25 protein-coding genes, 4 tRNA genes and 1 rRNA gene are annotated in these 24,804 nt (G+C 61.4%); all 30 read right to left on the reverse strand.

The annotated features are described in order from the left end of the window. A complete protein-coding gene (gene rpsQ, locus BLR92_RS17295; protein ID WP_089730529.1) occupies positions 1–261 on the reverse strand; it encodes a 30S ribosomal protein S17 in 261 nt (86 codons plus the stop codon). A gap of 1 nt (position 262) precedes the next feature. Further along, positions 263–454 (reverse strand): 50S ribosomal protein L29, encoded by a 192-nt coding sequence (gene rpmC, locus BLR92_RS17300; protein WP_072824360.1) that lies wholly within the window; start codon positions 452–454, stop codon positions 263–265. Next, positions 454–867, reverse strand: a complete 414-nt coding sequence (gene rplP, locus BLR92_RS17305; protein WP_089730530.1) for a 50S ribosomal protein L16 — start codon at positions 865–867, stop codon at positions 454–456. Before rplP ends, rpmC begins: the two co-directional genes overlap by 1 nt. Before the next feature lie 15 nt (positions 868–882). After that, positions 883–1,584, reverse strand: coding sequence for a 30S ribosomal protein S3 (rpsC, locus tag BLR92_RS17310; RefSeq protein WP_089730531.1), 702 nt, complete (start codon positions 1,582–1,584; stop codon positions 883–885). Between the two features lie 11 nt (positions 1,585–1,595). Next, the gene (gene rplV, locus BLR92_RS17315) at positions 1,596–1,928 is read right to left on the reverse strand and encodes a 50S ribosomal protein L22 (protein ID WP_089730532.1); all 333 of its coding nucleotides are present in this window, start codon (positions 1,926–1,928) and stop codon (positions 1,596–1,598) included. 18 nt (positions 1,929–1,946) lie between these two features. Then, the gene (gene rpsS / locus BLR92_RS17320) at positions 1,947–2,222 is read right to left on the reverse strand and encodes a 30S ribosomal protein S19 (RefSeq protein WP_089730533.1); all 276 of its coding nucleotides are present in this window, start codon (positions 2,220–2,222) and stop codon (positions 1,947–1,949) included. 33 nt (positions 2,223–2,255) lie between these two features. Further along, positions 2,256–3,086: a 50S ribosomal protein L2 gene (gene rplB, locus BLR92_RS17325; RefSeq protein ID WP_089730534.1), complete on the reverse strand. Its 831-nt coding sequence runs from the start codon at positions 3,084–3,086 to the stop codon at positions 2,256–2,258. 17 nt (positions 3,087–3,103) lie between these two features. After that, on the reverse strand, positions 3,104–3,400 hold the full coding sequence (rplW, locus tag BLR92_RS17330; protein WP_089730535.1) for a 50S ribosomal protein L23: 297 nt from the start codon (positions 3,398–3,400) through the stop codon (positions 3,104–3,106). Further along, entirely contained in the window at positions 3,397–4,005 is a 609-nt protein-coding gene (gene rplD, locus BLR92_RS17335) for a 50S ribosomal protein L4 (protein WP_089730536.1), read from the reverse strand. The genes rplW and rplD overlap by 4 nt, the downstream gene beginning before the upstream one ends. A 13-nt stretch (positions 4,006–4,018) precedes the next feature. Then, positions 4,019–4,657 (reverse strand): 50S ribosomal protein L3, encoded by a 639-nt coding sequence (gene rplC, locus BLR92_RS17340; RefSeq protein ID WP_089730537.1) that lies wholly within the window; start codon positions 4,655–4,657, stop codon positions 4,019–4,021. Between the two features lie 152 nt (positions 4,658–4,809). After that, on the reverse strand, positions 4,810–5,121 hold the full coding sequence (gene rpsJ, locus BLR92_RS17345) for a 30S ribosomal protein S10 (RefSeq protein ID WP_089730538.1): 312 nt from the start codon (positions 5,119–5,121) through the stop codon (positions 4,810–4,812). 149 nt (positions 5,122–5,270) lie between these two features. Next, positions 5,271–6,464, reverse strand: coding sequence for an elongation factor Tu (gene tuf / locus BLR92_RS17350; RefSeq protein ID WP_089730539.1), 1,194 nt, complete (start codon positions 6,462–6,464; stop codon positions 5,271–5,273). Between the two features lie 29 nt (positions 6,465–6,493). Next, a complete protein-coding gene (gene fusA / locus BLR92_RS17355) occupies positions 6,494–8,614 on the reverse strand; it encodes an elongation factor G (RefSeq protein ID WP_089730540.1) in 2,121 nt (706 codons plus the stop codon). Positions 8,615–8,659: 45 nt separating this feature from the next. Then, positions 8,660–9,130: a 30S ribosomal protein S7 gene (gene rpsG, locus BLR92_RS17360; RefSeq protein WP_089730541.1), complete on the reverse strand. Its 471-nt coding sequence runs from the start codon at positions 9,128–9,130 to the stop codon at positions 8,660–8,662. Between the two features lie 118 nt (positions 9,131–9,248). Next, entirely contained in the window at positions 9,249–9,623 is a 375-nt protein-coding gene (gene rpsL, locus BLR92_RS17365; protein ID WP_089730542.1) for a 30S ribosomal protein S12, read from the reverse strand. Positions 9,624–9,783: 160 nt separating this feature from the next. Then, the gene (gene rpoC / locus BLR92_RS17370) at positions 9,784–14,001 is read right to left on the reverse strand and encodes a DNA-directed RNA polymerase subunit beta' (protein ID WP_089730543.1); all 4,218 of its coding nucleotides are present in this window, start codon (positions 13,999–14,001) and stop codon (positions 9,784–9,786) included. An 84-nt stretch (positions 14,002–14,085) separates the two neighbouring features. Next, complete coding sequence (rpoB, locus tag BLR92_RS17375; protein ID WP_089730544.1) at positions 14,086–18,162, reverse strand: DNA-directed RNA polymerase subunit beta; 4,077 nt, start codon at positions 18,160–18,162, stop codon at positions 14,086–14,088. 246 nt (positions 18,163–18,408) lie between these two features. Then, a complete protein-coding gene (gene rplL, locus BLR92_RS17380) occupies positions 18,409–18,777 on the reverse strand; it encodes a 50S ribosomal protein L7/L12 (protein WP_089730545.1) in 369 nt (122 codons plus the stop codon). Between the two features lie 92 nt (positions 18,778–18,869). After that, entirely contained in the window at positions 18,870–19,370 is a 501-nt protein-coding gene (rplJ, locus tag BLR92_RS17385) for a 50S ribosomal protein L10 (protein WP_089730546.1), read from the reverse strand. A gap of 276 nt (positions 19,371–19,646) precedes the next feature. After that, positions 19,647–20,339 carry a 50S ribosomal protein L1 gene (gene rplA, locus BLR92_RS17390; protein WP_089730547.1) on the reverse strand — a complete coding sequence of 231 codons (693 nt, stop codon included), beginning with the start codon at positions 20,337–20,339 and terminating at the stop codon, positions 19,647–19,649. A 2-nt stretch (positions 20,340–20,341) separates the two neighbouring features. Next, positions 20,342–20,773, reverse strand: a complete 432-nt coding sequence (rplK, locus tag BLR92_RS17395; RefSeq protein WP_089730548.1) for a 50S ribosomal protein L11 — start codon at positions 20,771–20,773, stop codon at positions 20,342–20,344. A 108-nt stretch (positions 20,774–20,881) separates the two neighbouring features. Further along, complete coding sequence (gene nusG / locus BLR92_RS17400; protein WP_089730549.1) at positions 20,882–21,415, reverse strand: transcription termination/antitermination protein NusG; 534 nt, start codon at positions 21,413–21,415, stop codon at positions 20,882–20,884. Positions 21,416–21,423: 8 nt separating this feature from the next. Continuing rightward, positions 21,424–21,792, reverse strand: coding sequence for a preprotein translocase subunit SecE (secE, locus tag BLR92_RS17405; protein WP_089730550.1), 369 nt, complete (start codon positions 21,790–21,792; stop codon positions 21,424–21,426). A 70-nt stretch (positions 21,793–21,862) separates the two neighbouring features. After that, positions 21,863–21,938, reverse strand: a tRNA-Trp gene (locus BLR92_RS17410). A 132-nt stretch (positions 21,939–22,070) separates the two neighbouring features. Further along, positions 22,071–22,145 (reverse strand) — tRNA-Thr (locus tag BLR92_RS17415). Between the two features lie 45 nt (positions 22,146–22,190). Beyond that, positions 22,191–22,264, reverse strand: a tRNA-Gly gene (locus BLR92_RS17420). 48 nt (positions 22,265–22,312) lie between these two features. After that, positions 22,313–22,396 (reverse strand) — tRNA-Tyr (locus tag BLR92_RS17425). A 116-nt stretch (positions 22,397–22,512) separates the two neighbouring features. After that, the gene (locus BLR92_RS17430; protein WP_089730551.1) at positions 22,513–23,352 is read right to left on the reverse strand and encodes a type III pantothenate kinase; all 840 of its coding nucleotides are present in this window, start codon (positions 23,350–23,352) and stop codon (positions 22,513–22,515) included. Then, on the reverse strand, positions 23,349–24,329 hold the full coding sequence (locus BLR92_RS17435) for a biotin--[acetyl-CoA-carboxylase] ligase (RefSeq protein ID WP_089730552.1): 981 nt from the start codon (positions 24,327–24,329) through the stop codon (positions 23,349–23,351). Before BLR92_RS17435 ends, BLR92_RS17430 begins: the two co-directional genes overlap by 4 nt. Positions 24,330–24,470: 141 nt before the next feature. Next, positions 24,471–24,586, reverse strand: a 5S ribosomal RNA gene (rrf, locus tag BLR92_RS17440). Positions 24,587–24,804 lie beyond the last annotated feature (218 nt).

Consider the following 24,804-nt stretch of genomic DNA (forward strand, 5'->3'; position numbering starts at 1 on the left):
TCAGCCCTTGGCCTGCTCGACCACCTCAACCAGCGTCCAGGCTTTTTTCTTCGACAGCGGGCGGCATTCCTGAATGGAAACCGTATCGCCGTCCTTCGCCTGGTTCGCCTCGTCATGGGCGTGCAGCTTGGTGGAGCGCTTCACGTATTTGCCATAGATCGGATGACGCTCGCGGCGCTCGATCATGACCACGATGGACTTGTCCATCTTGTCGCTCACCACCTTGCCGGTGAGCGTACGGGTTTTCTTCTCTTCGGCCATCTCAGTCACCTGCCTTCTCGTTGAGCACAGTCTTCACGCGGGCGATATCCCGGCGTACCTGCTTGAGCAGATGGGTCTGGCTCAGCTGACCGGTGGCCTTCTGCATACGCAGATTGAACTGCTCGCGGAGGAGCTCAAAGAGCTGCTCCTGCAGCGCGTCGACCGATTTTTCGCGAATTTCCTGAGCTTTCATCACATCACCGTCCGTTTCACAAAGGTGGTGGACAAGGGCATCTTCTGCGCCGCGAGGCCAAAGGCTTCACGGGCCAGCTCCTCGGAGACCCCTTCGATCTCGTAGAGCATCTTGCCGGGCTGGATCTGCGCGACCCAATACTCGACGGAGCCTTTACCCTTACCCATACGGACTTCCAGCGGCTTATTGGTGATCGGCTTGTCCGGGAAGACCCGGATCCAGATCTTGCCGCCACGTTTGACGTGACGCGTGATGGCACGACGACCGGCTTCGATCTGGCGCGCGGTGATGCGCCCACGACCGGTGGCTTTCAGGCCGAATTCGCCGAAGCTCACCTTGCTTCCGCGATGCGCCAGGCCACGATTGCGGCCTTTCTGCATCTTGCGGAATTTCATGCGCTTAGGTTGCAACATCGACTACATCTCCCCTTACTTGGAACCTTTCTTCTTGGGTGCGGGCTGGGCGCCTTGCTGCTTCTGCTTGGCCCGCACCTCTTCGATGCCCCCGAGGATTTCACCCTTGAAGATCCACACCTTGACGCCGATGACGCCGTAGGTGGTGTGAGCTTCATAGGTCGCGTAGTCGATGTCCGCGCGCAGGGTGTGCAAGGGCACACGACCTTCGCGGTACCACTCGGTACGGGCGATTTCCGCACCACCGAGACGACCTGACAACATGATCTTGATACCGCCGGCGCCCAGGCGCATGGCGTTCTGCACGGAGCGCTTCATGGCGCGGCGGAACATCACGCGACGCTCGAGCTGGCCGGCGATGTTCTGCGCGACGAGCGCGGCGTCGAGTTCGGGCTTGCGGACTTCCTCGATGTTGACGTGCACCGGCACGCCCATCATCTGGGCGACGTCGCGGCGCAGTCGATCGACGTCTTCACCCTTCTTGCCAATCACGATGCCCGGACGGGCGGTGTGAATGGTGATCCGCGCGTTATTCGCGGGACGCTCGATGGTGATACGGCTCACGGAGGCGTTCTTGAGGCGCTGCTCGAGAAAGCCGCGCACTTCGAGATCGCTGTTCAACTTGTCGGCATAAGCACCGCGCTCGGCATACCAGACCGAAGTGTGGTCCTTGACGATACCCAGCCGAATACCTGTCGGATTTACTTTCTGACCCATCTGGTCGACTCCTACTTCTCGGCTACCTTGACGGTGATGTGACAAGTGCGCTTCAAAATGCGATCCGCACGGCCCTTGGCACGCGGCTGGATGCGCTTGAGCGTCATGCCCTCATCGACACAGATGGTCGAGACGCGCAGCTCGTCGATGTCCATGCCGTTGTTTTCTTCCGCATTCGCAATGGCGGACTGAAGCGTCTTCTTGACCAGCTTGGCAGCCTTCTTCGGTGAGAAGGTCAGCAGGTCGAGCGCCTCGGCGACAGGTTTACCGCGCACCTGGTCAGCCACCAAACGGGCCTTCTGGGCGGATAAACGAGCGCCACGCAGCTTAGCTGTGACTTCCATCTCTCAATCCTCTCTGGCTTACCGTTTGGCTTTCTTGTCCGCCACATGACCGCGATAGGTGCGGGTGGCAGCGAATTCGCCCAGCTTGTGGCCAACCATTTCCTCGGAGACATGCACCGGGACGTGTTGGCGACCGTTATGGACAGCAATGGTGAGCCCGACCATGTTGGGCAGGATCATCGAACGCCGCGACCAGGTCTTGATCGGTTTGCGGTCGTTCTTTTCCACTGCAGTCTCAACCTTCTTCAGCAGATGAAGGTCAATGAAAGGACCTTTCTTCAGTGAACGTGGCACAGCCGTTACCTCTTGATGTCTAGACTTTTAATCTCAGTTCCGAGCCTTGCGGCGACGAATAATGAGTTTGTCGGTGCGCTTGTTCTTACGGGTCTTGTGGCCCTTGGTGGGAACGCCCCACGGGCTCACCGGATGACGTCCACCGCTGGTGCGGCCTTCACCGCCACCATGCGGGTGATCCACCGGGTTCATCGCGACACCGCGAACCGTCGGGCGCACACCGCGCCAGCGTTTGGCGCCGGCCTTGCCCAATTGACGCAGGCTGTGCTCTGAGTTGCTCACTTCGCCAAGCGTCGCACGGCACTCCGCCAGCACCTTGCGGGTCTCGCCGGAGCGCAGACGCAGGGTGACGTAGTTGCCTTCGCGTGCGACCAGCTGGGCACTGGTACCGGCACTGCGCGCGATCTGCGCGCCCTTGCCGGGCTTGAGCTCGATGCAATGCACGGTAGAGCCCACCGGGATGTTACGCAGCGGCAGGGTGTTACCTTTCTTGATAGCCGCATTGACACCCGACTCGAGCGTATCGCCCGCCTTCACGCCCTTGGGCGCGATGACGTAGCGACGCTCGCCGTCCAGGTACTTCAGCAGCGCAATGTGAGCGCTGCGGTTCGGGTCGTATTCAAGACGCTCGACGATGGCGGGAACGCCATCCTTGTTACGCTTGAAATCGACCAGGCGATAATGCTGACGATGACCGCCACCAACGTGCCGGGTCGTGATGCGACCGCGATTGTTACGCCCGCCGGACTTGGACTTTTTCTCCAACAGCGCGGCATGCGGCCGGCCCTTGTAGATTTCGTCGTTGACAACCTTGACCAGGTGGCGACGACCGGCGGATGTGGGTTTGGTTTTAACTACTGCCATGATCCGTACTCCTGCCCTTATTCGGCGCCAGAGAAGTCTTCGAGGGTCTCGCCCGCGGCCAGTGTGACATAGGCCTTGCGGTAGCCCTTGCGCATGCCGACACCATGGGCGGTGCGCTTGGTCTTGCCCTTCATGTTCAGGACCTGAACGCGATCGACCTTCTTGTCAAAAAGCGCCTCGACGGCCTTTTTGATCTCGGGCTTGGTCGCGTCGCTGGCCACCTTGAACACGTACTGATTGTTCTCGGCGGCGAAAGCGGCTTTCTCGGTCATGTGCGGTCCGAGCAGAACCTTGAATAAGCGTTCCTGGTTCATGCCAGCTTCTCCTCGAATTTACGCAGGGCGGAGACGGTAACCAGCACCTTGTCGAAGGCGACCAGGCTCACCGGATCGGCAGCGGCGACGTCCACCACATCCACGTTGGGAATGTTGCGAGCGGCGAGATAGAGCTTCTCGTCGACTTCCTCGGTGACGATCAGCACCTTCTCCAGATCGAGCTCCTTGAGCTGTGCGATCAGCTGCTTGGTCTTCGGCACCTCGACCACGAACGACTCGACGGCCACCAGACGCTCCTGACGCACCAGCTCGGAGAGAATCGAGCGCATCGCCGCACGGTACATCTTGCGGTTGACCTTCTGGGTGTAGTCCTGAGGACGCGCCGCAAAGGTCACACCACCACTACGCCACAGCGGAGAGCGAATGGTACCGGCACGCGCACGACCGGTGCCCTTCTGGCGCCACGGCTTCTTGCCACCGCCGCGCACCTCGGAACGGGTCTTCTGAGCGCGGGTACCCTGACGGCCCGCCGCCAGATAGGCAGTGACTACCTGATGTACCAGCGCTTCATTGAATTCTTTGCCAAAGGTGGCGTCGGCGACTTCGACAGTGCCGGCATCAGCACCTGCAAGATTAAGATTCATCGGTCTTTACCCCTCAGCGAGCTTTGACGGCACGGCGAACGACGACATCGCTGCCCGGTGCACCGGGTACGGCGCCCTTGATCAGCAGCAAGTTGCGTTCAGCGTCGACACGCACGACTTCCAGGCTCTGGACGGTGCAGCGAACATTGCCCATCTGGCCGGCCATTTTCTTGCCCTTGAATACGCGCCCCGGAGTCTGACACTGACCGATGGAGCCAGGCGCACGGTGGGACAAGGAGTTGCCGTGGGTCATGTCTTGGGTGCGGAAGTTCCAGCGCTTGACGGCGCCCTGGAAGCCCTTGCCCTTGGAGGTGCCGGTCACGTCGATCTTTTGACCAGCTTCGAAGAGGGATACGGTGAATTCGCCGCCCACTTGCGGAGCCTCGTCACCTTCGGAAAGGCGGAACTCCATCAGCGAACGACCGGCCTCGATACCTGCCTTGGCAAACTGGCCAGCGGCGGCCTTGGACAGGTGTTTGGCCTTGCGGGAGCCGGTTGTCACCTGAACCGCGCTATAACCGTCGCTTTCAACGGTCTTGACACGAGTCACGCGGTTGGGCTCAACCTCGATAACGGTTACCGGCACGGATGCGCCATCCTCGGTGAAGATGCGGGTCATACCGCTCTTCTTACCGACTAAACCGATAGTCATGTTCAGTCTCCTAATAGTGTACGGGGCTGTCACCCGCTATGGCTGCCCTTTCCAGAGCATTCCACTAGCACATTGTATGACGCCGTCCCGGCGTGGCGGCTGCTGCTCCTGATTCTTAAAACGGAGCGCTGGGCCGCGAGTGACTAGTGTGGTTAATCGAGCTTGATCTGGACGTCCACGCCAGCGGCGAGGTCGAGTTTCATTAGCGCGTCGACGGTCTTCTCCGTCGGCTCGACGATGTCGAGCACGCGCTTGTGAGTGCGGATCTCATACTGATCGCGCGCGTCCTTGTTGACGTGCGGCGAGATCAGAATGGTGTAGCGCTCACGATTGGTTGGCAGCGGGATCGGGCCATGCACCTGGGCACCTGTACGCTTCGCGGTATCCACGATTTCTTGTGCGGACTGGTCGATCAGGCGATGGTCGAAGGCTTTCAACCGAATGCGAATCTTCTGGTTCTGCATTAGCCCTAAACTCCAATGGATGTAACGGCGCGAGCCGTCTACCCACGCATTTAAAGGATGCGCATTATAGGCATGCTGACATCGAGAGTCAATCATGCGCAGAAAAGGGGCTCCATGCGGAGCCCCTTCGGTCATCAAGCGGTTACGACTTACTCGACGATCTTGGCGACGACACCGGCGCCCACGGTACGACCGCCTTCGCGAATGGCGAAGCGCAGGCCGTCTTCCATGGCAATCGGTGCGATCAGGGTGACGACCATCTGTACGTTGTCACCCGGCATGACCATCTCGACGCCTTCCGGCAGCTCACAGGTACCGGTCACGTCGGTGGTACGGAAGTAGAACTGCGGACGATAGCCCTTGAAGAACGGCGTATGACGACCACCTTCTTCCTTGGACAGGATGTAGACCTCGGACTCGAACTTGGTGTGCGGCGTGATCGAACCCGGCTTGGCCAGTACCTGGCCACGCTCGACGTCGTCACGCTTGGTGCCACGCAGCAGGGCGCCGACGTTCTCACCGGCACGACCTTCGTCGAGCAGCTTGCGGAACATCTCGACACCGGTAACGGTGGTCTTGGTGGTGTCGCGAATACCAACGATTTCAACTTCATCGCCGGTGCGCACGATGCCACGCTCGACACGACCGGTGACCACGGTACCGCGACCGGAGATCGAGAACACGTCTTCGATCGGCATCAGGAACGGCTGATCGACGGCACGCTCCGGCTCCGGAATGTAATCGTCGAGCGCCTTGATCAGGTTGGCGACGGCGGTGGTGCCCATGCCGTTGTCATCCTTGCCATCCAGCGCCATCAACGCGGAGCCGATGATGATCGGCGTGTCGTCGCCCGGGAAATCGTACTGGTCGAGGAGTTCGCGAACTTCCATTTCGACCAGCTCGAGCAACTCCTCATCGTCGACCATGTCGGCCTTGTTGAGGAACACGACGATGTACGGAACACCAACCTGACGCGACAGCAGGATGTGCTCGCGAGTCTGCGGCATGGGGCCGTCAGCCGCGCTGCACACCAGGATTGCGCCGTCCATCTGGGCCGCACCGGTGATCATGTTCTTGACGTAGTCAGCGTGACCCGGGCAGTCGACGTGGGCGTAGTGACGCGCCTCGGACTGATACTCGACGTGAGATGTCGCGATGGTGATACCGCGCTCACGCTCTTCGGGTGCGTTATCGATAGTATCGAAAGCACTCCAGTCGCCGCCGAAGACTTCGGCGGAAACGCGGGTCAGGGCCGCAGTCAGCGTGGTCTTGCCGTGATCGACGTGACCGATGGTGCCGACGTTGACGTGCGGTTTGGAACGCTCAAATTTTTCCTTAGCCACTGCTATAACCTCTTTACGTTAGCTAACGGTTAACCGTTCTGGTTGATGACGGCTTCGACGACGCTGGACGGCGCCTCTTCGTAACTCGCAAACTCCATGGTGTAGCTTGCGCGGCCCTGGCTTTGAGAACGCAGATCGGTCGCGTAACCGAACATCTCAGCCAACGGAACCGTGGCGCGGATGATCTTGCCCGAGGAAGAGTCATCCATGCCCTGTACAAGACCACGGCGGCGGTTCAGGTCGCCCATGACATCACCCATGAACTCCTCGGGGGTCACGACTTCGACCTTCATCACCGGTTCCAGCAACACGGCCTTGGCCTTGCGAGCGCCTTCTTTGACCGCCATGGAAGAGGCGATCTTGAACGCGGTCTCGTTGGAGTCCACGTCGTGGAAGGAGCCGTCGAACAGCGTGACCTTGACGTCGATCATCGGGTAACCCGCGATGACACCGTTCTGGAGCTGTTCATGGGCTCCCTTCTCGACGGCCGGCACGTATTCCTTGGGAACCGCGCCACCGACGATTTCGGACGCGAACTTGAAATGCAGATCCTCGTCCTCGCCCTTGTCTTCGGCCGTCAACGGCTCGATACGCAGGTGTACGTGACCGTACTGACCGCGACCGCCCGACTGACGAACGAACTTACCTTCCTGCTCGACCTTGCCACGGATCGTCTCGCGATAAGCGACCTGTGGCTTGCCGATGTTGGCTTCGACCTTGAACTCGCGACGCATGCGGTCGACGAGAACATCGAGATGCAACTCACCCATCCCGGAGATGATGGTCTGGCCGGTCTCTTCATCGGTCCTGACCTGGAACGAGGGGTCCTCCTGGGCCAACTTGCCCAGCGCGATACCCATCTTTTCCTGGTCGGGCTTGGACTTCGGCTCGACGGCCACGGAGATCACCGGCGCCGGAAACTCCATGCGCTCGAGCACGATCTTGTCGTTGAGATCGCACAGGGTGTCGCCGGTAGTGACGTCCTTGAGGCCGATGCAGGCCGCGATGTCGCCGGCGAGAACTTCCTTGATCTCTTCGCGTGTATTGGCGTGCATCTGCACGATACGGCCGACACGCTCCTTCTTCTCCTTTACGGAGTTGTAGACGCTGTCGCCCGACTTCAGCACGCCCGAATAGACGCGAATGAAGGTCAGGGTGCCGACGAACGGGTCGGTGGCGATCTTGAACGCCAGCGCCGAAAAGGGGGCGCTGTCGTCCGCTTCGCGCGTGGCGATGGTGCCGTCCTTGTCGTCCAGCTCACCCTCGATGGCCTTGACCTCGGTGGGCGACGGCAAGTACTCGACAACACCGTCCAGCACCGCCTGCACGCCCTTGTTCTTGAACGCCGAGCCGCAAGTCACCAACACGATCTCGTTATCCAGGGTACGGCGACGCAGCCCCGCCTTGATCTCATCGTTGGTCAGCTCGCCCTCTTCGAGGTACTTGTCCATCAGCTCTTCGGTGGCCTCGGCGGCGGCTTCGACCATTTCTTCGCGATACTTCTCGGCGGTCTCCTGCAGCTCGGCCGGGATATCCACCAACTCGTAGGTGGTACCCTTGTCAGCCTCATTCCACAGGATCGCCTTCATCTCGACCAGGTCAACGACGCCCTTGAAGTCTTCTTCCGTACCCCAGTTGATCTGGATCGGCACGGCATTGGCGCCCAGACGGCTCTTCAACTGATCGACGACCATGAAGAAGTCAGCGCCGGCACGGTCCATCTTGTTGACGAACACCATGCGCGGCACTTCGTACTTGTTGGCCTGACGCCAGACAGTCTCGGTCTGCGGCTGCACGCCGGAGCTGCCGCACAACACCACCACGGCACCATCGAGTACGCGCAGCGAGCGCTCGACTTCGATGGTGAAGTCGACGTGCCCCGGGGTGTCGATGATATTGACACGATGCTCATCGAACTGGTGGTTCATGCCTTTCCAGAAGGTCGTTACAGCAGCCGAGGTAATGGTGATCCCCCGCTCCTGCTCCTGTTCCATCCAGTCGGTCGTGGATGCACCTTCATGGGTCTCGCCCAGCTTGTGGTTGACACCGGTATAGAACAACACACGCTCGGTGGTGGTGGTCTTGCCGGCGTCGACGTGGGCAACGATACCGATGTTGCGATAACGCTTGAGTGGAGTCTTGCGTGCCACGATGAAACTCCCGTTGGTTGGCAGCAGTGTTTAGAAGCGACGCACTTAGAAACGATAGTGCGAGAAGGCCTTGTTGGCTTCTGCCATGCGATGCACGTCTTCACGCTTCTTCACAGCAGCACCCTTGCCTTCAGCGGCATCGAGCATTTCACCGGCCAGACGCTGCACCATGGTCTTTTCGCCACGATTGCGGGCGGCATCCACCAACCAGCGCATGGCCAACGCCTGGCGACGCGAGGGGCGAACTTCCACGGGCACCTGATAGGTCGCACCACCGACACGGCGGGACTTGACCTCGACCATCGGCTGGATGGCTTCCAGCGCCTTGTCGAAGATGTCCAGCGGCGCGTCCTTGCCACGCTCGGCAACCCTGTCCAGCGCGCCGTAAACAATACGCTCGGCGATGGATTTCTTGCCACTGACCATCAGGTGGTTCATGAACTTCGCCAGGCGCTCGCTTCCGAATTTCGGATCCGGGAGGATTTCGCGCTTAGCGGCAACTCTTCTTCTAGGCATGATAAGCCCTCAGTAAAGGGTCCTTCAGGTAAACCCGAGACACCTTCGCGCAATTCGCGCGGGGCCCGACCTTACTCTTATCCGACCATTGCGATTCTTTAGTGAGCGACGCTCGGCCTCAGGCCTTGGGACGCTTGGTGCCGTACTTGGAACGGCCTTGCTTACGATTCTGCACACCGGAGGTGTCGAGGGCCCCGCGCACGGTGTGATAACGCACACCCGGCAAGTCCTTGACGCGGCCACCGCGAATCAGGACCACGGAGTGCTCCTGCAGGTTGTGACCTTCACCGCCGATGTAGGAAGCCACTTCGAACCCGTTGGTCAAGCGAACGCGGCACACTTTACGCAGTGCGGAGTTCGGCTTCTTCGGGGTAGTGGTGTAAACGCGGGTACAAACCCCGCGACGCTGCGGACAAGCCTGCAGCGCCGGCACGTCGCTCTTGGCGACCGGGCGCTTGCGCGGCTTGCGCACGAGCTGATTGATCGTTGCCATAATGTCTAGCTGACTCCAGTGGTTGCCTTGCCCATTCAGCGCTTTTTCAGCAGATAGGGGCGTACCCGCCCCACTGTTAAAGGCTGCGCATTCTAATGTCTGGCGGCGATCCGCGTCAAGGCCGGCGCCCCAAGGGGGCCGGCCAACACGAAACGGCGCTTTACAACTCGTCGTCGTCCGCGTCGAGAGCGGTAAGCTGAGCACCCAGCTCCTGCTCGACATCGTAGGCCGACGGATGCTGCGTGCGATCAGCTTCTTCGCGCTTACGGCGACGTTCCGCATGGTGGGTCAGGCCGGTACCGGCCGGGATCAGACGTCCCACCACCACGTTTTCCTTCAGGCCGCGCAGGTAATCGCGCTTGCCGGTCACCGCTGCCTCGGTCAACACGCGGGTCGTCTCCTGGAAGGAGGCCGCGGAGATGAACGATTCGGTGGCCAACGAGGCCTTGGTAATGCCCAGCAGTACGCGCTCGTACTTGGCCGGGAACTTTTCGCCCTCGGCCATGCGCGCGTTCTCTTCCACCACCCGCACCAGTTCGACCTGGTCGCCGGGGATGAAGTCGGCATCGCCGGCATCGGTCACCTCCACCTTGCGCAGCATCTGACGCACGATCACCTCGATGTGCTTGTCGTTGATGCCCACGCCCTGGAGGCGGTAAACCTCCTGGATTTCGGTGGTGATGTACTTGGCCAGCTCCGCGACGCCGAGCAGGCGCAGGATGTCGTGCGGGTTGCTCGGGCCATCGGAGATGACTTCACCCTTCTCGACGGTCTCGCCCTCGAACACGCTGATCTGACGCCATTTCGGAATCAGCATTTCGAACGGATCGCCGGATTCCGGGGTGATCGCCAGACGCCGCTTGCCCTTGGTCTCCTTGCCGAAGCTGATCACGCCGGAGATCTCGGCGAGAATCGCCGGCTCCTTGGGCTTGCGCGCCTCGAACAGGTCGGCGACGCGCGGCAGACCACCGGTGATGTCCTTGTTGGCGGACGCCTCGACCGGAATACGCGCGATGACCTCGCCGACGCCGATGCTGGCACCGTTTTCGGCGGAGACGATCGCCTTGCCGGGCAGCAGATACTGCACCGGCGTATTGGAGCCCGGCAACGTCACATGCTCGCCCGCTTCATCCTGGAGCATGATCATCGGACGCTTGTCGCGGCCGGATGCCGGACGCGCCGCGGACTCGATCACCTCGATGGAGGACAGCCCGGTCATTTCGTCCACGCTGCGGTGGATGGAAACGCCTTCGTCCATGTCGATGTACTGGGCCTTGCCCTGCACCTCGGCCACCACCGGGTGGGTGTGCGGATCCCACTTGGCCACCACCTGACCACCCTCGACCGGCGCGCCGTCCTTGACCGACAGCTCGGCGCCGTAGGGCAGCTTGTAGTACTCGCGCTCGCGCCCATGATCGTCGGCGATCGCCAGCGCGCTGGAGCGCGACACCACCACCAGCTTGCCGTCGCCACGCTCGACGTACTTGATGTTGTGCAGACGCACCTTGCCACCGTGCTTGACCTGCACGCTGTCCACCGCCGAGGCGCGCGAGGCGGCGCCACCGATGTGGAAGGTACGCATGGTCAACTGGGTACCCGGCTCGCCGATCGACTGCGCGGCGATGACGCCCACCGCTTCGCCGATGTTGACCTGATGACCGCGCGCCAGATCGCGACCGTAACAGGCCGAGCACACGCCGTGCGGGGTTTCACAGGCGATGGTGCTGCGCACCACGATCTCGTCGACGCCCATGGTGTCGAGCTGCTCGCACCAGGCTTCGTCGAGCAGCGTACCGCGCGCGATCAGCACGTCGTCGGTGGCCGGATCGATGACGTCCTGGGCCACCACGCGACCCAGCACACGCTGCGCCAGCGAGACGATGATATCGCCGCCTTCGATGACCGGGTGCAGGGTCAGGCCTTCCTCGGTGCCGCAATCGGGTTCGGTGATCACCAGATCCTGGGCGACATCGACCAGGCGACGGGTCAGGTAACCGGAGTTGGCGGTCTTGAGTGCCGTATCCGCCAGGCCCTTACGCGCGCCGTGAGTCGAGATGAAGTACTGCAGTACGTTCAAGCCCTCACGGAAGTTGGCGACGATCGGCGTTTCGATGATCGAGCCGTCCGGCTTGGCCATCAGGCCACGCATGCCGGCCAGCTGGCGGATCTGCGCGGCGCTACCACGCGCGCCGGAGTCGGCCATGATGAACACGCTGTTGAACGAGTCCTGCTCGACCTTCTTGCCCTCGCGATTGACCACGGTCTCCTTGGAGATACCCGCCATCATCGCCTTGGCCACCTTGTCGTTGGCCTTGGACCAGATATCGATGACCTTGTTGTACTTCTCGCCGGCGGTGACCAGGCCCGAGGAGAACTGATCCTCGATCTCCTTGACCTCATCCTCGGCCGCGTCGACGATTTCCTTCTTCGCCTCGGGGATGACGAAGTCGTTGACGCCGATCGAGGCGCCGGACCAGGTCGCCAGGCGGAAGCCGGTGTACATCAGCTGGTCGGCGAAGATCACCGTGTCCTTGAGGCCACTGCGGCGATAGACCTCGTTGATCAGCCGCGAGATCGCCTTCTTCTTCATCGGCTGGTCGACCAGCTCGAAAGGCGCGCCCTTGGGAAGAATGCGGAACAGCAGCGCACGGCCCACGGTGGTATCGAAAATCGAGGTCCTCTCGATGAGTTCGCCACCGTCTTCTTCCGCCACGAACTCGGTCAGACGCACCTTGACCCGCGCGTGCATCGATACGCTCTGGGTACCGAAGGCACGCTCGACTTCCTTGAGGTTGGCGAACACCATGCCCTCGCCCTTGGCGTTGATCCGTTCGCGGGTCATGTAGTACAGACCCAGCACCACGTCCTGGGACGGCACGATGATCGGCTCGCCGTTGGCCGGCGACAGCACATTGTTGGTGGCCATCATCAGCGCGCGCGCTTCGAGCTGGGCTTCCAGCGTCAGCGGCACGTGCACGGCCATCTGATCGCCGTCGAAGTCGGCGTTATAGGCGGCACAAACCAGCGGGTGCAACTGGATCGCCTTGCCTTCGATGAGCAGCGGCTCGAAGGCCTGAATGCCCAGGCGGTGCAGGGTCGGCGCGCGGTTGAGCAGCACCGGGTGTTCACGAATGACGTCGGCGAGGATGTCCCACACCTCAGGCAGTTCGCGCTCGACCATCTTCTTGGCGGCCTTGATGGTCGACGCCTGGCCGCTGGACTGCAGCTTGGAATAGATGAACGGCTTGAACAGCTCGAGCGCCATCTTCTTGGGCAGACCACACTGATGCAGGCGCAAGGTCGGGCCCACGGTGATCACCGAGCGGCCGGAATAGTCGACGCGCTTGCCCAGCAGGTTCTGGCGGAAACGCCCCTGCTTGCCCTTGATCATGTCGGCCAGCGACTTCAACGGACGCTTGTTGGAACCGGTGATGGCGCGGCCACGACGACCGTTGTCGAGCAGCGCATCGACGGATTCCTGCAGCATGCGCTTCTCGTTGCGCACGATGATATCCGGCGCATTGAGGTCGAGCAGACGCTTCAGGCGGTTGTTGCGGTTGATCACCCGGCGATACAGATCGTTTAGGTCCGAGGTCGCGAAGCGGCCGCCATCGAGCGGCACCAGCGGACGCAGGTCCGGCGGCAGTACCGGCAGCACTTCCATGACCATCCACGCCGGCGCGTTGCCGGACTTGTAGAAGGCTTCCAATAGCTTCAAGCGCTTGGAAAGCTTCTTGATCTTGGTCTCGGAGTTGGTCTGCGGAATCTCCTCGCGCAGGCGATCGATCTCTTCGCCGAGGTCGATATCCTTGAGCAGGGCCTGAACGGCCTCGGCGCCCATGCGCGCGTCGAAATCGTCGCCGAACTCTTCGAGCGCCTCGAAGTACTGCTCGTCGTTGAGCAGCTGTCCGCGCTCGAGCGTGGTCATGCCCGGATCGATGACCACGAAGCTCTCGAAGTACAGCACACGTTCGATATCACGCAGGGTCATGTCGAGGAACATACCGATGCGCGACGGCAACGACTTCAAGAACCAGATGTGGGCAACCGGCGAAGCCAGTTCGATATGCGCCATGCGCTCGCGGCGTACCGCGGCCTTGGTCACTTCGACGCCACACTTCTCGCAGATGATGCCGCGATGCTTCATGCGCTTGTACTTGCCGCACAGGCACTCGTAGTCCTTCACCGGCCCGAAAATCTTGGCGCAGAACAGGCCGTCACGCTCCGGCTTGAAGGTACGGTAGTTGATGGTTTCCGGCTTCTTGACCTCGCCGTAAGACCAGGAGCGGATCATGTCCGGCGACGCGAGGGTAATCTTGATCGCGTCGAACTCTTCGGACTGTGCCTGCGATTTGAGGACTTTCACCAAATCTTTCATGGGGTCGGCTCCGTTGCGGAGTTGTCATGAGCGGGGCCCAACATCTCGGGGCCCCGCGGACCATCATTCATCAGCGCCAAGCGCTTAACCTTCCAACTCGATATCGATGCCCAGCGAGCGGATTTCCTTCACCAGCACGTTGAAGGACTCCGGCATGCCCGCCTGCATGGCGTGATCGCCGTCGACGATGTTCTTGTACATCTTGGTACGTCCCTCCACGTCGTCGGACTTGACCGTGAGCATCTCCTGGAGCGTGTAGGCCGCGCCGTAGGCTTCCAGCGCCCAGACCTCCATCTCGCCGAAGCGCTGACCACCGAATTGCGCCTTGCCGCCCAACGGCTGCTGGGTAACCAGCGAGTAGGAGCCGGTGGAGCGCGCATGCATCTTGTCGTCGACCAGATGGTTGAGCTTCAACATGTACATGTAGCCAACGGTGACCGGGCGGTCGAATTTCTCGCCGGTACGGCCGTCGTGAAGATCCATTTGACCCGATTCGGGCAGATCGGCCAGCTTGAGCAGGCCCTTGATCTCCTGCTCCTTGGCGCCGTCGAACACCGGCGAGGACATCGGCACGCCACCACGCAGGTTCCTGGCCAACGCGATCACTTCGTCGTCGGACAGCGAGTCGATGTCCTCGTGACGGGTGCCCGGGGTGTTGTATATCTTGCCCAGGAACTCGCGAATCTCGGCAACCTGCTGCTTGCGCGCATCGCGTAGCATGTGATCGATCTTCATGCCGAGACCACGGGCAGCCATGCCCAGGTGGGTCTCGAGAATCTGACCGACGTTCATGCGCGACGGCACACCCAGCGGGTTCAGTACCACGTCGACCGGTTCGCCGTTGTCATCGAACGGCATGTCCTCGATGGGCATGATCGCCGAAATGACACCCTTGTTACCGTGACGACCGGCCATCTTGTCGCCCGGCTGGATACGCCGCTTGACCGCCAGGTAGACCTTGACGATCTTGAGCACGCCCGGGGCCAGATCGTCGCCCTGGGTGAGCTTGCGTTTCTTGTCCTCGAAGCGCTCGTCCATCTCCTTGCGGCGATTCTCGAGCTGCTCGTCGGCCTGGGCCAGCAGTTCATTCAGGGCCTCGTCCTGCAGACGCAGCTTGAACCACTGCTGACGCGGCAGTTCATCGAGGTATTCCAGGGAGAGCACGTCGCCTTTCTTGAGCGAAGGCCCGCCATTGACCGCCTGGCCGTCGAGCGTGCGCTTCAAGCGCTCGAAAGTGGCGTCCTCGGCGATACGGTAGGTCTCCTGCAGATCCTTGCGCACTTCGTCGAGCTGCATCTGCTCGATGGACAGGGCGCGGGAGTCCTTCTCGACGCCGTCGCGGGTAAACACCTGGACGTCGATGATCGTGCCCTTGACACCCGTCGGTGCGCGCAGTGAGGTGTCCTTAACGTCGGACGCCTTCTCGCCGAAGATCGCGCGCAGCAGCTTCTCTTCCGGGGTCAGTTGGGTTTCGCCCTTGGGCGTGACCTTGCCGACCAGGATGTCGCCGGCACCGACCTCGGCCCCGATGTAGACCACGCCGGCCTCGTCGAGCTTGGACAGCGCCGACTCGCCGACATTGGGGATGTCCGAGGTAATTTCCTCGGCGCCCAGCTTGGTGTCGCGCGAGACGCAGGTCAGTTCCTGGATATGGATGGTGGTGAAGCGGTCCTCCTGCACCACGCGCTCCGAGACCAGGATCGAGTCCTCGAAGTTGTAGCCGTTCCAGGGCATGAAGGCCATGCGCATGTTCTGGCCCAGCGCCAGGTCGCCCATGTCGACGGACGGTCCATCGGCGAGGATATCGCCGCGCGCCACTTCGTCGCCGGTGCGCACGATCGGGCGCTGGTTCATGCAGGTGTTCTGGTTGGAACGGATGTACTTGGTCAGGTTGTAGATATCGACGCCGGCTTCGCCGCCGATGATCTCGTCCTCGTTGATCCGCACCACGATGCGCTTGGCATCGACCGAGTCGATCACCCCGCCGCGCCGCGCCACCGCGCAGACGCCGGAGTCACGAGCGACGAAACGCTCCATGCCGGTGCCCACCAGCGGCTTGTCGGCACGCAGGGTCGGCACCGCCTGACGCTGCATGTTCGAGCCCATCAGCGCGCGGTTGGCGTCATCGTGCTCGAGGAACGGGATCAATGCCGCCGCTACCGAGACCACCTGGCGCGGCGAGACATCCATCAGGGTCACCTTGTCGGGCGCCATGAAGGTGGTTTCGCCACGGTGGCGGACCTGGACCAGATCGTCGATCAGCTTGTTGCCTTCATCGACGGTGGCAGAGGCCTGGGCGATGATGAAGTCGCCTTCCTCGATCGCCGACAGGTGCACCATCTCGTCGGTGACCTGACGATCCACGACCTTGCGGTACGGCGTCTCGAGGAAGCCATAGCTGTTGGTGCGGCTATAGGTGGCCAGCGAGTTGATCAGGCCAATGTTGGGGCCTTCCGGCGTCTCGATCGGACACAGACGACCGTAGTGCGTGGCGTGAACGTCGCGCACCTCGAAGCCGGCACGTTCGCGGGTCAGGCCGCCCGGGCCGAGCGCAGACACGCGACGCTTGTGAGTGACCTCGGACAGCGGGTTGTTCTGGTCCATGAACTGCGAAAGCTGGCTCGAGCCGAAGAACTCCTTGACCGCCGCCGCCACCGGCTTGGCGTTGATCAGGTCCTGCGGCATCAGGCCTTCGCTTTCGGCCATCGACAGACGCTCCTTGACCGCGCGCTCGACGCGCACCAGGCCGACGCGGAACTGGTTCTCGGCCATCTCGCCGACACAGCGGATACGGCGGTTGCCCAGGTGATCGATGTCGTCCACATCGCCGAAGCCGTTACGAATGCCGATCAGTTCCTTGAGTACGGCGAGGATATCGTCGTTGCCGAGCACGCCCTTGCCTTCGTCGGACTCGCGACGCAGGCGGCGGTTGAACTTCATGCGACCGACGCCGGACAGGTCGTAACGGTCCTCGGTGAAGAACAGGTTGTGGAACAGCGTCTCGGCGGCTTCCTTGGTCGGCGGCTCGCCGGGGCGCATCATGCGGTAGATCTCGACCAACGCCTCGAGCGCGGAACGCGTGGTGTCCAGCTTCAGCGTATCGGAGATGAACGAACCGCAGTCCAGATCGTTGGTATATAGCGTTTCCAGCGTCTTGATACCGGCTTCGCCGAGCTTCTCGAGCAATTCCGGGGTGATCTCGGTGTTGCACACGCAGATCAGTTCGCCGGTCTTGGCATCGACCTGATCCTTGGCCAGGGTCTTGCCGTACAGGTACTCCATCGGCACCTCGAGACGATCGAGGCCCGACTTCTCCATCTGGCGGATATGCTTCTGGGTGATGCGGCGGCCTTCTTCGACGATCACGCTGCCGTCGATATCCTTGATATCGAAGATGGCGGTCTCGCCACGCAGGCGCGACGGCACCAGATCCACCGAGAAACCCTTCTTCTCGATATGGAAGGTGCTGGTCTCGAAGAAGGTATCGAGGATCTCCTCGGCACTCATGCCCAGCGCACGCAGCAGCACGGTCGCCGGCAGCTTGCGGCGACGGTCGATGCGCACGAAGACGTTGTCCTTGGGATCGAACTCGAAATCCAGCCAGGAGCCACGGTAAGGAATCACCCGCGCGGAGTACAGGAGCTTGCCGGACGAGTGGCTCTTGCCCTTGTCGTGATCGAAGAACACACCCGGGCTGCGGTGCAGCTGGGAAACGATGACACGCTCGGTGCCATTGACGACGAAGGTGCCGTTCTCGGTCATCAGGGGGATCTCCCCCATGTAGACTTCCTGCTCCTTGATGTCCTTGATCGCCTTGTTCGACGATTCCTTGTCGTAGATGATCAGGCGGACCTTGACCCGCAACGGTGCCGAATAGGTGACACCACGCAGTTGGCATTCCTTGACGTCGAACGCCGGGGTACCGAAGCGATAGCTGACATACTCGAGCGCGGCGTTGCCGGAGAAACTCGAGATCGGGAACACGGACTTGAAAGCGGCATGCAGGCCGATTTCAAGACGCTCCTGCGGAGCACGGTCCTGCTGGAGGAAGTCATAATAGGAATCAAGCTGGATGGCCAGCAGGTAGGGCACATCCATCACTTGAGGCAGTTTGCCGAAATCCTTGCGGATGCGTTTTTTCTCAGTGTATGAGTAAGCCATCTGTATTCCCCAGCTTGTTCACCATGGGTGACCGATGCGTGGTCGGCTAGCCAACGGGGGCATCCCCGTCAGGCGCTGACGGCAAGCCTCCAAACAGAGGCTCGCCGTCGGAATTCGTCTAGTGCCATATTCGTAAGTGATGGGCTTACGACACAGCACTAGTGACAACAGAAAAAGGCCGGTAGCGGGCATCCCGCCACCAGCCGTTGAAGCTTACGCAGTGCGTAAAGCCTCGGGGCACAAGGGTTACTTGAGCTCCACGGAGGCGCCAGCTTCTTCCAACTTGGTCTTGGCTGCTTCGGCGTCGTCCTTGGACAGGGCTTCCTTGATGGTCGCCGGCGCGCCGTCGACGGCACCCTTGGCTTCCTTCAAGCCCAGACCAGTGATTTCGCGAACGACCTTGATCACGTTGACCTTCTTGTCGCCGGCGGCGGTCAGAACCAGATCGAACTCGGTCTGCTCTTCAGCGACTTCGCCACCCGCAGCCGGACCGGCCACAACGGCGGCCGCAGCGGATACGCCGAACTTCTCTTCCATCGCCTCGACCAGCTCGGCGACTTCCATCACGGACATGTCGGCGACGGCGTTGATGATGTCTTCTTTGGTCAGTGCCATGTTTGCTTTCCTAAACTTTGCGGAGCGCTCCCCGCGAGGGTTCGTGCGCTCGGTAACTGGGTAGTCGATTCAGGCTGCATGCAGCAGACCGCTCAGGCGGCTTCCTGCTTTTGATCACGCAGCGCGGCGAGGGTACGTACCAGCTTGCCGGCCGAAGCTTCCTTCATGACCGACATCAGCTTAGCAATCGCCTCGTCGTAGGTCGGCAACGTTGCCAGACGATCGAGATCGGAAGCCGGGATCAGCTCACCTTCGTAGGCCAACGCCTTGACTTCGAAGTCCTTCTGGCCCTTGGCGAATTCCTTGAACAGGCGAGCGGCAGCGCCCGGATGCTCATAGGAGAAAGCCAGCAGGGTCGGACCCACGAAAGTCTCGTCGAGAACCTCCCAGGAGGTTCCAGACAGCGCACGGCGTGCCAGGGTGTTGCGTACAACACGGATCTGGACGCCATTCTCGCGGGCCTGTTTGCGCAGGTCGGTCATCGCGCCTACAGCCACACCGCGAGAATCGGCAACTACGACGGAGAGAGCGCCCTTGGCGGCTTCGCTGACCTCAGCAACAATTGCCTTCTTGTCTTCGAGACCTAGTGGCACAGTGTTCACTCCTTCGTGCCGGGGCAATGCATCACGCAAACCCCGGTGGTTACCATCCCTCCCATTGCCCGAAGCAAGGGAGTCTTGGGTGATGGTGCTCACCAGCTTGCTGGCAGGCCACACCATCTGCGCAGGCGGCTCTTGCGAGACTGGCCAGGCCAGCGTCATCGAACCATTAAACCGCCACCTGGCGGCACCTGCGGTCTTTGACGGTGCCCCGCCGGCAGTTGTCGAAACAGCGCACGGGGACCGCAAAGTTACTGCCTTGGCGACACGTCAAGCCAACGCGGAGTGGTCGACGGTCAGACCCGGGCCCATGGTGGTGGACAGGGTCATTTTCTTGAAGTACACACCCTTGGAAGTGCTGGGCTTGAGACGCTTGAGGTCGTTGACCAGCGCTTCCAGGTTGCCCCGGATGTCGTCGGCGGAGAAATCCACCTTGCCCAGGGTGGTATGAATAATGCCGTTCTTGTCGGTACGGAAACGCACCTGACCGGCCTTGGCGTTCTTGACCGCCGTGGCGACATCGGGCGTCACGGTGCCAACCTTGGGGTTCGGCATCAGCCCGCGCGGGCCGAGGATCTGACCCAACTGGCCGACGACACGCATGGCATCCGGCGAAGCGATGACCACGTCGAAGTCCAAATTGCCCTTCTTGACCTGCTCGGCCAGCTCGTCCATGCCGACGATATCGGCACCGGCTTCCTTCGCCGCGTCGGCATTGGCGCCCTGGGTAAAGACGGCGACACGCACGTCCTTGCCGGTGCCGTTGGGCATGACGGTGGCGCCACGCACGACTTGGTCGGATTTGCGCGGATCGACGCCCAGGTTGATGGCGACATCCAGCGACTCCTTGAACTTGACCTTGGACAGCTCACCGAGCAAAGCCACGGCCTCGTCGACGGAGTAAACCTTGGTGGTGTCGATCTTTTCACGGATCATCTGCGCACGCTTGGACAGTTTAGCCATGATCAAAGACCCTCCACGTTGAGGCCCATGCTACGGGCGCTGCCGGCGATGGTACGCACGGCGGCAGCGAGGTCGCCAGCCGTCAGGTCCGGCTCCTTGGTCTTGGCGATTTCTTCGAGCTGCTCGCGAGTCACGGTGCCGACCTTTTTCTTGTTCGGCTCACCGGAGCCGGACTTGATGCCAGCGGCCTTCTTCAGCAGGACGGCGGCCGGCGGCGTCTTGGTGACGAAGGTGAAGCTGCGATCGGAATAGACGGTAATCACCACCGGCGTCGGCAGGCCCGGCTCGATATCCTGAGTCTCGGCGTTGAACGCCTTGCAGAACTCCATGATATTGACGCCGTGCTGACCCAACGCGGGGCCGACGGGAGGACTCGGATTGGCCTTGCCCGCTGCAACCTGCAGCTTGATGTAGGCCTGAACTTTCTTAGCCATGTTACACTCCAGTTGGGTAGTAGCGCCTTGCGGCTCCCCGGGTTAACGAACCGCCTCGGCGGCCCGATGAAATTCTTGCGTTGCCAAAGCGCGGCGAAATAGCCAGGCTCAGTCCTTCTCGACTTGAGCGAACTCCAGCTCGACCGGCGTGGCACGACCGAAAATCAGCACGCTGACTTGCAGACGACTCTTCTCGTAGTTGACCTCTTCGACGACCCCGTTGAAGTCAGCAAAAGGCCCATCGGCGACACGCACCACCTCGCCCGGCTCGAACAGCGTCTTGGGACGCGGCTTATCGGTACCATCCTGCACACGCATCAGGATGGCGTCGGCCTCTTTCGGTGTAATCGGCGCCGGCTTCTCCGGCGTACCGCCGATGAAACCCATGACGCGCGGTGTCTCATTGACCAGGTGCCAGGTCTGATCGTTCATTTCCATTTCGACCAGCACGTAGCCCGGATAGAACTTGCGCTCGCTTTTACGGCGCTTGCCTTCACGCATCTCGACGACTTCTTCGGTCGGCACCAGGATCTCGCCGAACTGATCCTCCATGTCATAAAGCTTCACGCGCTCGATCAACGAGCGCATGACATGCTTTTCGAAGCCGGAATAGGCGTGTACGACGTACCAACGCTTGGACATGGAATCTCCTAACCAATGATGCCGGACATCGCCCAGCCCAGAAGGGTGTCAATGAGCCATAGCATCAAGCCGACCAGCAACACTGCAACCAGTACAATCGCCGTCGTCTGAATGGTTTCCTGACGCGTCGGCCAGACCACGCGCTGGATTTCCTTGCGCGAACTACGCGCCAGCTCAGATAAACTGCGCCCCTTGGTGGTAGTCAACGCCAGGGCGGCGGCGGCAAGACCCAGCGCCACCACACCGAGGACGCGGTACAGCAAAGCCTGCTCGGCGAAATAGGAATTGCCGACCACGGCAAGCACGACGAGAATGGTGACGACCGCCCACTTGAGACCATCATGGCGCGACCCCTGCACCTCGGCGTTATGCTTCATGACGACGAACTCCTCAAGGTGCGGCAAATAAAAAGACGAAATTATAAAAGGATGCCAACCTGGGGAAGGCTGGCAGGCCAGGAGGGAATCGAACCCCCAACCTGCGGTTTTGGAGACCGCTGCTCTGCCAATTGAGCTACTGGCCTGTATCAACTGGCGCAGCATCTCTTGCAGACGGCTGCACAACAGCGGGCAAGATCATAACGGACACGGCCCGCGCTGACAACCCCTCGAGAACAGGAAAGAAAAAGGCGAGCCAGTTGCTCGCCCTTTCCAATTGGAGCTCATGGACGGATTTGAACCGTCGACCTCACCCTTACCAAGGGTGTGCTCTACCCCTGAGCTACATGAGCGAAACGCTTCACACACGACACACAGCCGCTTGCATCACAAAACACTGGAGCGGGCAGCGGGGATCGAACCCGCATCATCAGCTTGGAAGGCTGAGGTTCTACCATTGAACTATGCCCGCCGACCCACTCTTGCAACCGACCCGACGACAGCGTATCGGCAATGATCTTGGTGGAGGGGGAAGGATTCGAACCTTCGAAGCTTTCGCGGCAGATTTACAGTCTGCTCCCTTTGGCCACTCGGGAACCCCTCCAACGTGGCGGCAAATTCTACCGCCTGAGCACGCAGTGTCAAGTGCTTGTTAATCAGCCACTTGCATTTTCCAGACGAACCGCCCAGAACCGCTGCCTCAGAACGCGGCGAATTGTGTCAAAGCAGCATTGAGAATGCAAGCGCGGCCCGGATCTTTTCCAGCGAAACCGGAGGAGGCACGCGTGGCGCACCCGACATACGCCCGGCGCGCTCGGCAGCGGTCAAGGGGAAACTGGCTTCGAGCCCGGCATAGACCATGTCCGGCCACAGCGCGTGCGGAACGCGGATTCCCCGCGATACCACCCGCGCATCACCGCCGGTCAACAGCAGCGGAAGCGCTACGCCCTCGCGGTCGCAAACCTCACTGTAAATACGATTGACGGCACTCACTGCCGCCATGTAAATGCCATGATTGACGGCTTCGACGGTATTTCGGCCGGGTGCCAGCAGTTCATCGGCCTCACTGTCGGGATCGATCGCCACGTTGCGGGTGCCTAGCTTGAGGCTCTCCTTCATCAGACGCAGCCCGGGAATGATATACCCGCCAAGATGGCGCCCACCCGGCAGTACGAAGTCGATGGTAATGGCGCTGCCACAATCGACACTGCAACAGCCACCGGTCAACTGATAGCCAGCCAAGGCACCCATCCAACGATCCACGCCCAACCGACCGGGCTCACGGTAACCACAACTCACGCCGAGCGCCTCGGGCATTGAGCGCGCGACATGCACCGCGCCGACCTGACGCCGCAGCAGCGCTACCGTGTTATCCAGCACCGCGCGGCGCGCCACACTCGATATGCGCACCGCACTGACCACGTCCAGGTCGGGGATATCCGGACCGGGACGCCACTCCTCCCGGGTCCATACCGCACCGCGCGAGCGAATCTCGCTACTCGCGATGTCCTTGAGGCGCCATTTTGACAAGGTGTTGCCGATATCGAGATCGAGAATCATGGCCGCCCACGCAAGCTGATTTCCCCGCCCACCAGGCGCTGCAGCTCACCGCCGCGATATACCAGCAGGTTGCCTGAATCGTCGACGCCTTCGGCCATGGCGACATAGCGCCCGCCGCCCTGGATGACGTCGACCTCGCGACCGGCATGCGCATTACGCTGGTTCCACGCCGCCTGCCAAGCAGTGAAGCGTGACTGCTCGAAACCGGCCAGCAGTTCGAGCAGCGCCTCGATCAGTTCGGCGGCGAGGGCATTGCGCGAAATGCCGGGCGCGCCATCGACGACTGCGGCCACCGGCTGGTCCAGCTGGCGCCGCACGTTGCCGGGCAGGTCGACGTTGAGCCCGATACCGACCACGACTTCACAAGGGCCCGCCGCATCGCCACTGAGCTCAAGCAGGATGCCGGCCAGCTTGCGCGGCTCTCCGTCAGCCACGAGCAGCACATCATTGGGCCACTTGAGCGCGATATCGAGTCCATGCCGCTCAAGTACCTGCGCCGTGGCCACACCGACCGCCAGACTCAGCCCCTCCAGCACCGCGGCGCCGCCCTCGAATCGCCAGCCGATCGACAACAGCAGGCTGCGCCCCCAGGGGCTCGCCCATTGGCGTCCGCGGCGTCCGCGACCCGCGCTCTGGCTCTCCGCCAAGCAGGCCTCGGCATGCCCGGCGCCGTGGCGGAAGCGTTCATGCAGGAAGAGATTGGTCGATGGGAGGGACTCCTCGACGAACAGGCGTGCCAAGTAACGACGGGAGTCCCGTGATAACGCCGCGATAATCGCCGGACCATCGAGCAGTTCCAGCGGCGAAGCCAGGCGGTAACCTCGCCCCTTGACCGCCTCCAGCGGGATATCCATTGCCTCGAGTTTCTTGAGCTGCTTCCACACTGCCGTGCGCGACACGCCCAGGTGCTCGCCCAACTGCTCGCCCGAGTGGTAATCGCCGTCGCCCAGCAGGCGGATCAGGTCACCGATCGTCATGTATCGCGCCCCGTCGGAAAACCGACATTCTAGCGGAAGCCGCTACCCGGCGGGAACGTTAGCGACCAAAGTGGACATCAGCTTAATTTTCTCCCCCGCAAAAAAATACCCCAGCCGTTGGGCTGGGGTATCGGTGAAGATGCCTGACGATGACCTACTCTCGCATGGGGAGGCCCCACACTACCATCGGCGCTGAGCGGTTTCACTGCTGAGTTCGGCATGGGGTCAGGTGGGACCCGCTCGCTATGGTCGTCAGGCGTAAACTGGTGTCGCGTGGTGGCTTGAGGGCTGATCGTGATCGTGCTTTCGATCGCGACCCGACGCTCGACGCTGCCCGCCACGGGACTGTCTTAACAAATGAATCAAGCTGACTCGATACGACTCGACGTATCCGCTTATCGGTCATCGCAGGGGTGACTCGCTGTTGCTCGGCGCGAGCTTCTCACGCGCCTCGCCTGCAAACCCCTTGGGTGTT

Origin of the sequence: Modicisalibacter muralis (assembly GCF_900102945.1) — a bacterium.
In the GTDB taxonomy this organism is placed as follows: domain Bacteria; phylum Pseudomonadota; class Gammaproteobacteria; order Pseudomonadales; family Halomonadaceae; genus Modicisalibacter; species Modicisalibacter muralis.

Excerpts from the sequence above, each read along its gene's own strand:
- rpsQ (WP_089730529.1), bottom strand. The coding sequence starts at position 261 with ATGGCCGAAGAGAAGAAAACCCGTACGCTCACCGGCAAGGTGGTGAGC.
- rpmC (WP_072824360.1), bottom strand. The coding sequence starts at position 454 with ATGAAAGCTCAGGAAATTCGCGAAAAATCGGTCGACGCGCTGCAGGAG.
- rplP (WP_089730530.1), bottom strand. The coding sequence starts at position 867 with ATGTTGCAACCTAAGCGCATGAAATTCCGCAAGATGCAGAAAGGCCGC.
- rpsC (WP_089730531.1), bottom strand. The coding sequence starts at position 1,584 with ATGGGTCAGAAAGTAAATCCGACAGGTATTCGGCTGGGTATCGTCAAG.
- rplV (WP_089730532.1), bottom strand. The coding sequence starts at position 1,928 with ATGGAAGTCACAGCTAAGCTGCGTGGCGCTCGTTTATCCGCCCAGAAG.
- rplB (WP_089730534.1), bottom strand. The coding sequence starts at position 3,086 with ATGGCAGTAGTTAAAACCAAACCCACATCCGCCGGTCGTCGCCACCTG.
- rplW (WP_089730535.1), bottom strand. The coding sequence starts at position 3,400 with ATGAACCAGGAACGCTTATTCAAGGTTCTGCTCGGACCGCACATGACC.
- rplD (WP_089730536.1), bottom strand. The coding sequence starts at position 4,005 with ATGAATCTTAATCTTGCAGGTGCTGATGCCGGCACTGTCGAAGTCGCC.
- rplC (WP_089730537.1), bottom strand. The coding sequence starts at position 4,657 with ATGACTATCGGTTTAGTCGGTAAGAAGAGCGGTATGACCCGCATCTTC.
- rpsJ (WP_089730538.1), bottom strand. The coding sequence starts at position 5,121 with ATGCAGAACCAGAAGATTCGCATTCGGTTGAAAGCCTTCGACCATCGC.
- rpsG (WP_089730541.1), bottom strand. The coding sequence starts at position 9,130 with ATGCCTAGAAGAAGAGTTGCCGCTAAGCGCGAAATCCTCCCGGATCCG.
- rpsL (WP_089730542.1), bottom strand. The coding sequence starts at position 9,623 with ATGGCAACGATCAATCAGCTCGTGCGCAAGCCGCGCAAGCGCCCGGTC.
- rpoC (WP_089730543.1), bottom strand. The coding sequence starts at position 14,001 with ATGAAAGATTTGGTGAAAGTCCTCAAATCGCAGGCACAGTCCGAAGAG.
- rpoB (WP_089730544.1), bottom strand. The coding sequence starts at position 18,162 with ATGGCTTACTCATACACTGAGAAAAAACGCATCCGCAAGGATTTCGGC.
- rplL (WP_089730545.1), bottom strand. The coding sequence starts at position 18,777 with ATGGCACTGACCAAAGAAGACATCATCAACGCCGTCGCCGACATGTCC.
- rplA (WP_089730547.1), bottom strand. The coding sequence starts at position 20,339 with ATGGCTAAACTGTCCAAGCGTGCGCAGATGATCCGTGAAAAGATCGAC.
- rplK (WP_089730548.1), bottom strand. The coding sequence starts at position 20,773 with ATGGCTAAGAAAGTTCAGGCCTACATCAAGCTGCAGGTTGCAGCGGGC.
- nusG (WP_089730549.1), bottom strand. The coding sequence starts at position 21,415 with ATGTCCAAGCGTTGGTACGTCGTACACGCCTATTCCGGCTTCGAAAAG.
- secE (WP_089730550.1), bottom strand. The coding sequence starts at position 21,792 with ATGAAGCATAACGCCGAGGTGCAGGGGTCGCGCCATGATGGTCTCAAG.
- BLR92_RS17430 (WP_089730551.1), bottom strand. The coding sequence starts at position 23,352 with ATGATTCTCGATCTCGATATCGGCAACACCTTGTCAAAATGGCGCCTC.
- BLR92_RS17435 (WP_089730552.1), bottom strand. The coding sequence starts at position 24,329 with ATGACGATCGGTGACCTGATCCGCCTGCTGGGCGACGGCGATTACCAC.